Annotated in this window: 14 protein-coding genes; 6 read left to right on the top strand and 8 right to left on the bottom strand. The window is 67.9% G+C overall.

Translation table 11 applies throughout. The annotated features are described in order from the left end of the window. The 5 genes from PSV00_RS12540 to PSV00_RS12520 all read right to left on the bottom strand — a co-directional run. The coding region (locus PSV00_RS12540; protein WP_300447736.1) for a VWA domain-containing protein at window positions 1-773 on the bottom strand (773 nt) is incomplete at its 3' end. Beyond that, window positions 773-1,309: a surface-adhesin E family protein gene (locus PSV00_RS12535; RefSeq protein WP_300447734.1), complete on the bottom strand. Its 537-nt coding sequence runs from the start codon at window positions 1,307-1,309 to the stop codon at window positions 773-775. The genes PSV00_RS12535 and PSV00_RS12540, both read right to left, overlap by 1 nt. Continuing rightward, window positions 1,309-1,671, bottom strand: a complete 363-nt coding sequence (locus PSV00_RS12530) for a HepT-like ribonuclease domain-containing protein (protein WP_300447731.1) — start codon at window positions 1,669-1,671, stop codon at window positions 1,309-1,311. The genes PSV00_RS12535 and PSV00_RS12530 overlap by 1 nt, the downstream gene beginning before the upstream one ends. Then, window positions 1,655-1,939, bottom strand: a complete 285-nt coding sequence (locus tag PSV00_RS12525; RefSeq protein ID WP_300447729.1) for a nucleotidyltransferase family protein — start codon at window positions 1,937-1,939, stop codon at window positions 1,655-1,657. Before PSV00_RS12525 ends, PSV00_RS12530 begins: the two co-directional genes overlap by 17 nt. Window positions 1,940-1,953: 14 nt before the next feature. Next, entirely contained in the window at window positions 1,954-2,481 is a 528-nt protein-coding gene (locus PSV00_RS12520; protein WP_300447727.1) for a GNAT family N-acetyltransferase, read from the bottom strand. A gap of 110 nt (window positions 2,482-2,591) precedes the next feature. Between PSV00_RS12520 and PSV00_RS12515 the strand changes: the two genes are divergently transcribed. The 6 genes from PSV00_RS12515 (at window position 2,592) to dxs (ending at window position 7,871) form a co-directional block, all read left to right on the top strand. Then, entirely contained in the window at window positions 2,592-3,512 is a 921-nt protein-coding gene (locus tag PSV00_RS12515; protein WP_300447725.1) for a histone deacetylase family protein, read from the top strand. A 44-nt stretch (window positions 3,513-3,556) separates the two neighbouring features. Beyond that, window positions 3,557-4,213 carry a histidine phosphatase family protein gene (locus tag PSV00_RS12510; protein WP_300447724.1) on the top strand — a complete coding sequence of 219 codons (657 nt, stop codon included), beginning with the start codon at window positions 3,557-3,559 and terminating at the stop codon, window positions 4,211-4,213. Window positions 4,214-4,271: 58 nt separating this feature from the next. Then, the gene (locus tag PSV00_RS12505) at window positions 4,272-4,520 is read left to right on the top strand and encodes an exodeoxyribonuclease VII small subunit (RefSeq protein WP_300447722.1); all 249 of its coding nucleotides are present in this window, start codon (window positions 4,272-4,274) and stop codon (window positions 4,518-4,520) included. After that, a complete protein-coding gene (locus PSV00_RS12500; protein WP_300447720.1) occupies window positions 4,520-4,876 on the top strand; it encodes a tRNA-binding protein in 357 nt (118 codons plus the stop codon). Before PSV00_RS12505 ends, PSV00_RS12500 begins: the two co-directional genes overlap by 1 nt. Window positions 4,877-4,926: 50 nt before the next feature. Continuing rightward, on the top strand, window positions 4,927-5,799 hold the full coding sequence (locus PSV00_RS12495; RefSeq protein ID WP_300447737.1) for a farnesyl diphosphate synthase: 873 nt from the start codon (window positions 4,927-4,929) through the stop codon (window positions 5,797-5,799). A 161-nt stretch (window positions 5,800-5,960) separates the two neighbouring features. Continuing rightward, a complete protein-coding gene (gene dxs, locus PSV00_RS12490; RefSeq protein WP_300447718.1) occupies window positions 5,961-7,871 on the top strand; it encodes a 1-deoxy-D-xylulose-5-phosphate synthase in 1,911 nt (636 codons plus the stop codon). A gap of 9 nt (window positions 7,872-7,880) precedes the next feature. On the opposite strand, the gene arsB is transcribed toward dxs, so the two are convergent. The 3 genes from arsB to PSV00_RS12475 are packed head-to-tail and all read right to left on the bottom strand — an operon-like array spanning window position 7,881 to window position 9,719. Then, window positions 7,881-8,954: an ACR3 family arsenite efflux transporter gene (gene arsB / locus PSV00_RS12485; RefSeq protein WP_300447716.1), complete on the bottom strand. Its 1,074-nt coding sequence runs from the start codon at window positions 8,952-8,954 to the stop codon at window positions 7,881-7,883. Beyond that, window positions 8,951-9,376 (bottom strand): arsenate reductase (glutaredoxin), encoded by a 426-nt coding sequence (gene arsC, locus PSV00_RS12480; protein ID WP_300447714.1) that lies wholly within the window; start codon window positions 9,374-9,376, stop codon window positions 8,951-8,953. Before arsC ends, arsB begins: the two co-directional genes overlap by 4 nt. Before the next feature lie 7 nt (window positions 9,377-9,383). Beyond that, on the bottom strand, window positions 9,384-9,719 hold the full coding sequence (locus tag PSV00_RS12475; protein WP_300447711.1) for a metalloregulator ArsR/SmtB family transcription factor: 336 nt from the start codon (window positions 9,717-9,719) through the stop codon (window positions 9,384-9,386). Window positions 9,720-9,846 lie beyond the last annotated feature (127 nt).

Raw genomic sequence — 9,846 nt, 5'->3', positions numbered from 1 at the left:
GCCGCCGAGAACAGCTCCTCGCACAGCTTCACATGGCCATCCATCGAGCCGCCGATGTCGAGGAACAGCAGCACCTTGATCGTGTTGCGCCGTTCGGCCCGCATATGGATGTCCAGCCAGCCCTGTCTGGCCGTGCCGTCGATGGTGGCGTCCATGTCCAGTTCTTCGGCCGCGCCCTCGCGGGCGAAGCGCCGCAGCCGGCGCAGGGCCACCTTGATGTTGCGCGTGCCCAGCTCGACCGTGTCGTCCAGATTGCGGTATTCGCGCTTCTCCCAGACCTTGACCGCCCGGCCGTGTTTGCCCGGTCCGCCGATGCGCACCCCCTCGGGATTGTAGCCGCCGTGGCCGAACGGACTGGTGCCGCCGGTGCCGATCCATTTGGACCCGCCCTCGTGCCGCTCCTTCTGCTCCTCCAGCCGCTGTTTCAGCGTCTCCATCAGCTTGTCGAACCCGCCCATGGCCTCGATCGCGGCCCTGTCCTCGTCGCTGAGGTATTTCTCGGTCAGCAGCTTCAGCCAGTCATCGGGAATGGCCGTGGTCAGGTCCTCGCCCGCGCCGACGGTCTCGACCCCGGCGAACACCTTGCCGAACACCTGGTCGAACCGGTCATAGTGTTTCTCGTCCTTGACCAGCAGGGCCCGCGACAGATGGTAGAAGTCGTCGACCTTGCGCCCGGCCACGTCCTTGTCCATGGCCTCCATCAGGTGGAGCCATTCCTTCATCGAGACCGGTACGCGCGCATCTCGCAGGGCAGTGAAGAAGGGCAGCAGCATCAGTCTTCGACCGGCAGTCCGTCGCGGAATCGCCTCTGGCGTTCGGCTTCGATAGCGCTCCGCGGTTCGATGAATCCCCGGCCGCCCAGCCCCGTCTCGCCATCGCAGGCGGCGATCAATATGTCGTTATAGATGGACCCCGGACGCACCGGGCGGTCAATTTCAAGCGACGGAATGACACCGATAAGGTCCGCCGCCGATCCGAACATCCTGACCTCAAGCTCGCTTCTTGTCCGGACGTCACACCGGAACATCTCCCGGCTGAGATAGTATTGGACTTTGGACCCGTCCTCGAAGGTTTCGAGGCCAAACGTGCCCATCAGGATAGACGCGGTCGCTGCATCTCCGTCACGAGTCACAGAGTGCCGGTCGATCCCCAGGGCGGCTTCGGCGTTGCTGGCCACGATCACCCACTCCGACCGTGTTTGGGCCGATGCACAGCCGCAAGCGAACGCTGCGCCAACGCCCACCAGGGGAGCCAAAATATGGCGAAATGGTGCCCGGCGACCTTTGCCGGCAAGGAGGAGGAAGCGCATCAGTTCGCTTCCAGCTCGGTACGCAAGGCACCGAGGGTGGCTCGGAGTACGTCGGCATCTTCTATCGCCAAACCGAAAATCGTCAGGCGATCAACGAACTGATACCCGTGCGCGATCCGGTTACGTAGCGAGATGATCCTGGGCCATGGAGCATCTCCAGCCTGCATTTTGGCGTCATTGCTAAGTTGGTTGGCGCATTCGCCCACGACCAGAAAGTTCAGCGCCACGGCATCCTGCACCAGCGTGCTCGCCAGAAACTGGTCGGCGGTCACCTCGGCCGTGTAACGCGCGACCTTGTCCAGCGCTTCGATCATGACGTCCAACAGCGCCAGATCGTCATCCCGTTCAGACAGCAATGGCATAGCTTTCAGCGTGCAGCCGAACGCGCGGGGTCATGGCCCGGGCGGTGCCCATTTCCACCCTGGCACCCAAGGCCTTCGAAAGATCTTCCTCGATGCCGAAAAATCTGAAGCCCAGCGGTCGGGTCATCTCCACCAGCAGGTCCACGTCGCTGTCCGGCCCGGCCTCATCGCGGGCATAGCTGCCGAACAGGCGCACATTGACGATGCCCTGCTCTTCCAGCCAGGGCTTCAGGTCGCGCAGCTTGGTCAGCAGTTCATCGCGGGTCATGACGCCAGCATAGCCTATCCGCGCCTCAGGATGAACTCGTGGTCGCGCCAGCTGCCGACGGGATACTCATACTCCCCGGCCTTTTCGAAGCCATGGGCGGCATAGAGTTTCTGCGCCTTCAGATTGCCGCTCCACACCCCGATCCATTCGGCCCCGTCACCGTTGGCGGCCATCCAGTCCAGGGCCACCGCCAGCAGCCGGGTGCCCAGACCCAGCCCCTGGGCCGATTTCGCCACATACAGCCGTTTCAGCTCGGCGTGGGACGGGCGTCCATCCGGATGGGGCAGGGCGTTGGGCCCGGTGGTGGCGAAGGCCACAACGGCCCCGTCGACCTCGGCCACCCACCAGGCCTCGGTCGGATCGGCCAGCCGCGCCGTGGTCGTCTCCAGCCCGAACGACGCCCGCAGGAAGGGCTCCAGCTCGGCCGGCGGATAGGGGATGGCGAACCCCTCGACGAAGGTCTCGATGAAGGTGGCCCGGCCCAGCGTCGACAGGGCCGGGGCGTCGTCGGGGCGGGCCGGGCGGATCAGCGGTTCGGTCATGGCCTGGTTTTGACCCATGGCCCTCGCGACTCAACCCCAATTCCGATCATCGCGGCCTTCGCCGGGATGATCGGGTGTTGTTTGCGTTCGAGGATGCGTAATCTCACCCCATGAGCGTCGCCCTGTTCACCCATCCCGACATGATCGACCACCGGCCGGGGGTCGGCCACCCTGAACGGCCCGAGCGGCTGCAGGCGGTGCTTGATGCGCTGGCCGACGCCGGGCTTGACCGCGACCGCCGCGCCGCGACCGAGGCCAGTGTCGCCGATCTGGAACGGCTGCACCCGGCCGCCCACGTCGCCCGTATCCTCGCCGCCGCCCCGACGCAGGGACTGGCTGCCCTCGACGCCGATACGGTCCTGTCGCCGGGCAGTGTTCGCGCCGCCCGCCTCGCCGCCGGGGCGGTGATCGACGCCGTCCGCGCCGTGGCCCGCGGCGACATGGATCGTGCCTTCGCCGCCGTGCGTCCGCCCGGCCACCATGCCGAGCCGGACCAGCCCATGGGTTTCTGCCTGTTTTCCAGCGTCGCTGTCGCCGCCCGCGTCGCGCAATCCGAGGGATTTGCCCGCGTTGCCGTGGTCGATTTCGACGTCCACCACGGCAACGGCACCCAGGCGGCCTTCCAGAACGACGCGAGCCTGTTCCTCGCCTCGATCCACCAGTCGCCCCTCTACCCGGGCACCGGCGCGGCGTCAGAAACCGGGGTCGGCAATATCGTCAACGCGCCCGTCGCCCCCCATGCCGCGCGCGAATCATGGCGGTCGGCCTTCGCCGAAAGCCTGATGCCGACCCTCGAAGCCTTCGCCCCGGACCTGATCCTGATCTCGGCCGGGTTCGACGCCCACCGCCGTGATCCGCTGGCCCATCAGTCGCTTGAAGCGGACGACTTCGCCTGGGCCACCCGCGCCGTGCTTGAGGTCGCCCGCCGCACATGCGCCGGCAAGGTTGTGTCCTCGCTCGAGGGCGGTTACGACCTTGAAGGGCTGGGCCGTTCCGCGGTTGCCCATGTTCAGGCTCTGGGGGAGGATTAGGGACAGCTTACGGCGTAACGCCTTCACGCCCGCCCCCTGTAGCCATGACCGCTTCCCAGCCTGACATCGACCCCGCCCGTCCGCGGCCCGCGCCGCTGACCCCGCCGGTCGCCGTCGCCGTCCCGGCCCGTCCGGGGGCCATTATCCTGGCCCGTCACGGCGAGCCGGCCCTGTCACGCAAATGCCTGATCTCGGCCAGCCAGTACCGCGACTGGTGGGCCCGCTATGAGGTCGGCGGCCTGCTGGCCGGCCAGACCCCGCCACCGGCCCTGATCGTCGCCGCCCAGGGAGCCGGGGCCATCTATGCCTCGACCCGCGCCCGCGCCCGGGAAACCGCCGCCGCCGTCTCCGGCGGGCGCGAGGTCATGGTCGACGCCCTGTTCATCGAAGCCCCCCTGCCGCCGCCGAAACTGCCCGAGTGGTTCCGCCTGCCGCCCAGATACTGGGGCGTGGTCGCCCGCTTCTGGTGGCATGTGTTCAACCACCACGACGGGCAGGAAACCCGCCGCCAGGCCGAGGCCCGCGCCGAAATGGCCGCCCGCACCCTGATCGCCCGCGCCGCGACCGGCGAGGATGTGCTGGTCTTCGCCCACGGCTATTTCAACCATATGGTCGGCACGCGGCTGAAGGCCGACGGCTGGCGTCTGGTGCACAACCAGGGCTTCAAATACTGGTCCCAGCGGCGTTACGAGAAGGCCTGAGTCCCGGGACAGCCGTTCCGAGGGTTGGCGCGCCCGCCGCGTCCTGTAGAACGAACCGATGACCGACACAGCCGCCATCCCCGCCGATCTCAGCTTCGAGGACGCCCTCGCCCGGCTGGAATCGATCGTCTCCCGCCTTGAATCGGGCCAGGCCCCGCTCGAGGAATCGATCACCCTCTATGAGGAGGGGGCCCGCCTGAAGTCGCATTGCGAGGGCCGGCTCAAGGCCGCCCAGCTGCGCGTCGAGAAGATCGTCGTCGGTCCCGACGGCCAGGCGAAGGGCAGCGAACCGGCCGAGTTCGGCTGATGACCGCCGCGCCGGTCACTGACCGCATCGCCTTTGATGACTTCCTGAAGGTCGATATCCGCGTCGGTCAGGTCATCGCCGCCGACCCCTTTCCCGAGGCGCGCAAGCCCGCGTTCAAACTGACCATCGATTTCGGCCCCGATATCGGCGTGCGCAAATCCTCGGCCCAGATCACCCGCCACTACACCCCGGACCAGCTGGTCGGGCGCAAGGTCGCCGCCGTGGTCAATTTCGCCCCGCGCCAGATCGGCCCCTTCATGTCCGAGGTCCTGACCCTGGGCTTCCCCGATGCCGACGGCGAGGTGGTGCTGGTCGGGGTCGACCGCGAGACCCCTGTCGGCGGGAGGCTGTTCTGAAACACCCGCCCGTCATCCCCTGCGCCGCCAACTCGTGCGAGCAGACGGTCATCGACCGGGTGGCCGAGGTCGCCGACCTGGTCACCGTCGCCCTCGATGAACTGCTGCCCCGCGCCGACGGCCCCGAGATTCGGCTGACCGAGGCCATGCGCTATGCGGCGCTGGGCCCCGGCAAGCGGCTGCGGCCCTTCTTCGCGCTGGAGGCGGCCAATCTGTTCGACATCGAGGAACGGCCGGTGCTGCGCGCCGCCTGCGCTCTCGAGTGCGTCCACGCCTACAGCCTCGTCCACGACGATCTGCCCTGTATGGACGACGACGACATCCGCCGCGGCCGCCCGACCCTGCACCGGGCCTATGACGAGGCCACCGCCGTCCTTGCCGGTGACGCCCTGCAGACCGCCGCCTTCGACATCGTCCTGCACGAGGACACCCATGAGGACCCGGCCATCCGCTGCGAACTGGCGGCGCGGCTGTCGCTGGCCTCGGGCGCGCGCGGCATGGCCGGGGGGCAGATGATCGACCTGCTGGGCGTGCGCGACGATCTGGGTGGCGTCGCCCGGATGCAACGGCTCAAGACCGGGGCCCTGTTCGCCTATGCCTTCGAGATCCCGCTGATCATCGCCCGGGCCCGCGACCACCACCGTCAGGCCCTGACCAGTTTCGCCCACGACATCGGCCTGGCCTACCAGATCGTCGACGACCTGCTGGATGTCGAGGGCGACGAGGACCTGCTGGGCAAGGCCGCCGGCGGCAAGGACGCGGCGCGCGGCAAGACCAATTTCGTCACCCTGCTGGGCGTCGACGCGGCCCGTCTCCGGGTCGCCCACCTCGCCGACCAGGCCCGCGCCCATCTGGACGTGTTCGGCCACGACGCCGAAATCCTCAAGGCCAGCGTCGACTATGTGCTGAAGCGCCGGACCTGAAATCCCCGCCGGCAGCGACACCGTGCCCCCTCGCCGGGGCCGGTTGTCCGTGCTGGATGCACCGTTCCTGCACGGATTTTTCAACGGGAGTCGACCTGACCCGCAGCGAAATGGTCTAAGGCGGGTTGGTAGATAGTCTTTCCTGGGTCCAGGGTCCCCGAATGCCAGATACGCCGCTGCTCGATACCGTCCATGTTCCCGCCGATATGCGCGCCTTCGATGCGCCACGGCTGCGGCAACTGGCCGACGAGCTGCGCGCCGAGACCATCGATGCCGTCTCGGTCACCGGCGGCCATCTGGGGGCCGGTCTGGGCGTGGTCGAACTGACGGTCGCCCTGCACCATGTCTTTGAAACCCCGAAGGACATCCTGATCTGGGACGTCGGTCACCAGTGCTATCCGCACAAGATCCTGACCGGCCGGCGCGACCGTATCCGCACCCTGCGCCAGCCCGGCGGCCTCAGCGGCTTCACCAAACGCAGCGAGAGCGAATACGACCCGTTCGGCGCGGCCCACGCCTCGACCTCGATCAGCGCCGCCCTCGGCTTCTGCGCCGCCCGCGACCAGAAGGGCGACACCAACAAGGTCGTTGCCGTGATCGGCGACGGCTCGATGTCGGCCGGCATGGCCTATGAGGCGATGAACAACGCCGCCGAGACCACCAAACAGCTGGTCGTCATCCTCAACGACAACGACATGTCGATCGCCCCGCCGGTCGGCGGGATGAGCGCCTATCTGGCCAAACAGGTCTCGGGCGGCACCTATCGCAATTTCCGCCGCTTCGGAAAATCGGTCGCCGAACACCTGCCGCGCCCGTTCCGCAACGCCGCGCGCAAGGCCGAGGAATATGCCCGCGGCATGATCGTCGGCGGCACCTTCTTCGAGGAGCTGGGCTTCTACTACATCGGCCCGATCGACGGTCACGACCTCGACAACCTGGTGCCGATCCTGAAGAACGCCGCCGCCATCGACGACCGGCCGGTGCTGGTCCATGTCGTCACGCAAAAGGGCAAGGGCTATGCCCCGGCCGAATCCAGCGCCGACAAGCTCCACGCGGTGGCGAAGTTCGACGTGGTGTCGGGCAAACAGTCCAAATCCGTCTCCAACGCCCCCAGCTACACCAAGGTGTTCGGCACCGAGCTGATCAAGCGGGCCCAACTGGACCCGTCGATCGTGGCCATCACCGCCGCCATGCCCTCGGGCACCGGCCTGGACCTGTTCGGCCAGGTCTTCCCTGACCGCACCTATGACGTCGGCATCGCCGAGCAGCACGCGGTGACCTTCGCCGCCGGCCTGGCCGCCGACGGGATGAAGCCCTTCTGCGCCATCTATTCGACCTTCCTGCAGCGCGGCTATGACCAGGTCGTCCACGACGTGGCCATCCAGAAACTGCCGGTGCGATTCGCCATGGACCGGGCCGGCCTGGTCGGGGCCGACGGGGCCACCCACGCCGGTTCGTTCGACATCGGCTTCATGGGGGCCCTGCCCGGCATGGTGCTGATGGCCGCCGCCGACGAGGCCGAACTGGCCGCCATGATCGCCACCAGTCTCGAGATCGACGACCGCCCCAGCGCCTTCCGCTATCCGCGTGGCGAGGGCGTGGGGGTCGAGATCCCCGACCTGGCCGCCCCGCTGGAGATCGGCCGCGGCCGCATCGTCCGCGAGGGTACGGCCGTGGCCATCCTGTCGCTGGGTACCCGACTGGAGGAGGCGTTGAAGGCCGCCGACCTGCTGGCGGCGCGCGGTGTCTCGGCCACCGTGGCCGACGCCCGCTTCGCCAAGCCGCTGGACGCCGATATGATCCTGCGTCTGGCCCGCGAGCATGAGGCCCTGATCACGGTGGAGGAGGGGGCCATGGGCGGCTTCGGGGCCTTCGTGCTCCAGCTGCTGGCCGAAAAGGGCGCACTCGACGCCGGACTCAAGGTCCGCACCCTGTGCCTGCCCGACGTCTTCCAGGATCAGGACAGTCCGATGGCCATGTATACGACCGCCGGCCTCAACGCCCAGCAGATCGCCGCCAGCGCCCTGGTCACCCTTGGTATCGACGCCGCCCGCGGGGCCGTCCGGGCCTGATCGGACGGCCTATTTCGGTTCGACAGCCGGGGCCGTGGCCGGGAAGAAGCGCCGCCCCAGCCACAGGGCCACCGACACCAGCAGGATCAGCACCGGCACCTCGACCAGCGGGCCGATAACGGCGGCGAAGGCGACCGGTGACGCCAGGCCGAAGGCCGCGATGGCCACGGCGATGGCCAGTTCGAAATTGTTCGACGCGGCGGTGAAGGCCAGGGCGGTGGTGCGCGGATAGTCGGTTGCGATCAGCCGCCCCATCAGGAAGCTGACCACGAACATGACGAAGAAATAGATCGTCAGCGGAATGGCAATCCGCAGGGCGTCGAGCGGCAGGGCCACCACCTCGCCGCCCTTGAGGCTGAACATGGCGACGATGGTGAACAGCAGGGCGATCAGGGTGATCGGCCCGATGCGCGGCAGGAACCGGGTCTCGTACCAGTCGGACCCGCGCCGGGCGATCAGTACCCGCCGGGTCACGAACCCCGCCAGGAACGGCAGCCCCAGATAGACCAGCACGGCCCCGGCGATCGTCCACACGCTGACGTCGACCACACTGGCCTGCAGGCCGAACAGCGGCGGCAGCACCGTCAGGAACAGCCAGGCGTACAGGCTGAAGAACAGGATCTGGAAGATCGAGTTGAAGGCGACCAGACCGGCGACATAGTCATTGTCGCCACGCGCCAGCTGGTTCCACACCAGCACCATGGCGATACAGCGGGCCAGGCCGATCAGGATCACCCCGGTCATGTATTCCGGCTGGTCGCGCAGGAAGATCACCGCCAGGGCGAACATCAGCACCGGACCCAGCACCCAGTTCTGGAACAGGGACAGGGCCAGCACGCGTCTGTCGGCGAACACGCGCGGCAGGGCCTCGTATTTCACCTTCGCCAGCGGCGGATACATCATCAGGATCAGGCCGATGGCGATCGGGATATTGGTCGAGCCGATGGACAGGCTGTCGAGGGCGGTGGGCAGGCCGGGCACCAGCGTGCCCAGGGTGACGCCCAGCGCCATGGCCATGAAGATCCACAGCGTCAGGCCGCGATCGAGGAAGGACAGGCGCCGGGGCGGCGATTCGGCGGTCATCGCCTCACCCGCCGGCCGGCGGCATCGATGACGACCGCGCCGTCCTCCTTGGCGAAGGGGGCCAGTGGTCCGTCGGGCAGCAGGTCCAGCACGACCTCGCACGGCCGACACAGCCGCACCCCGGCCGGGGCGACCACGATCGGCCGGTTCAACAGCACCGGATGGGCCGCGATGGCGTCCAGCAAAGCCTCGTCGGTCAGGGCCGGATCGTCCAGCCCCAGCTCGGCGAAGGGCGTGCCCTTTTCGCGCAGCAGGTCCCGGATCGTCAGCCCCATGCGCGCGGCCAGCTGTCTCACCATGGCCCGGTCCGGCGGTGTCTTCAGATACTCGATCACGTGCGGCTCGATCCCGGCATGGCGGATCAGGGCCAGGGTGTTGCGCGAGGTGCCGCAGGCGGGATTGTGATAGATGATGAAGTCCATGACTCTCTCAGACGCAGTCGGGCAAAAGATCGGCCAGCGCCGGCGCGCACCGCCCGGCCTCGCCGCCACAGCAGTCGGCCACCAGAAACAGCACCAGGGCCCGCACCTGGTCGATATTGGCCCGGTACAGGATCGAGCGGCTGCGGCGTTCCGAACTGACCAGCCCGGCCCGCGCCAATACATTCAAATGCGCCGACAGCGTATTGGCCGGCACACCCAGCCGGTCGGCCAGCTCCCCGGCGGCCATGCCCTCGGGCCCATGCGCCACCAGCCGCCGGAACGCGTCCAGCCGCGTCGCCTGGGCCAGGGCCGCGAAGGCCGGGATCGCGACTTCTGATTCCATATTTCCACGATAATGGAATTATCGAGACCGTCAAACCGTGCCCCCCGGCTGTCGTCATCCCGGGGGCAGGTGCCCCCCTGCTGTCGTCATCCTTCGGCGAGCGCCCGCGCTTGCGGGCGGGAGACCG

The sequence above is a fragment of the Brevundimonas sp. genome (genome assembly GCF_029945885.1).
Taxonomy (GTDB): Bacteria; Pseudomonadota; Alphaproteobacteria; order Caulobacterales; family Caulobacteraceae; genus Brevundimonas.
Note: the sequence above shows the minus strand (reverse complement) of the source record. Positions and strands in the feature narration are given on the sequence as shown.

What these genes read in the sequence shown, in the direction of transcription:
- PSV00_RS12530 (WP_300447731.1), bottom strand. Translation starts at nt 1,671, where the DNA reads ATGCCATTGCTGTCTGAACGGGATGACGATCTGGCGCTGTTGGACGTC.
- dxs (WP_300447718.1), top strand. Translation starts at nt 5,961, where the DNA reads ATGCCAGATACGCCGCTGCTCGATACCGTCCATGTTCCCGCCGATATG.
- PSV00_RS12515 (WP_300447725.1), top strand. Translation starts at nt 2,592, where the DNA reads ATGAGCGTCGCCCTGTTCACCCATCCCGACATGATCGACCACCGGCCG.
- PSV00_RS12535 (WP_300447734.1), bottom strand. Translation starts at nt 1,309, where the DNA reads ATGCGCTTCCTCCTCCTTGCCGGCAAAGGTCGCCGGGCACCATTTCGC.
- arsB (WP_300447716.1), bottom strand. Translation starts at nt 8,954, where the DNA reads ATGACCGCCGAATCGCCGCCCCGGCGCCTGTCCTTCCTCGATCGCGGC.
- PSV00_RS12475 (WP_300447711.1), bottom strand. Translation starts at nt 9,719, where the DNA reads ATGGAATCAGAAGTCGCGATCCCGGCCTTCGCGGCCCTGGCCCAGGCG.
- PSV00_RS12500 (WP_300447720.1), top strand. Translation starts at nt 4,520, where the DNA reads ATGACCGCCGCGCCGGTCACTGACCGCATCGCCTTTGATGACTTCCTG.
- PSV00_RS12505 (WP_300447722.1), top strand. Translation starts at nt 4,272, where the DNA reads ATGACCGACACAGCCGCCATCCCCGCCGATCTCAGCTTCGAGGACGCC.
- PSV00_RS12525 (WP_300447729.1), bottom strand. Translation starts at nt 1,939, where the DNA reads ATGACCCGCGATGAACTGCTGACCAAGCTGCGCGACCTGAAGCCCTGG.
- arsC (WP_300447714.1), bottom strand. Translation starts at nt 9,376, where the DNA reads ATGGACTTCATCATCTATCACAATCCCGCCTGCGGCACCTCGCGCAAC.
- PSV00_RS12520 (WP_300447727.1), bottom strand. Translation starts at nt 2,481, where the DNA reads ATGACCGAACCGCTGATCCGCCCGGCCCGCCCCGACGACGCCCCGGCC.
- PSV00_RS12510 (WP_300447724.1), top strand. Translation starts at nt 3,557, where the DNA reads ATGACCGCTTCCCAGCCTGACATCGACCCCGCCCGTCCGCGGCCCGCG.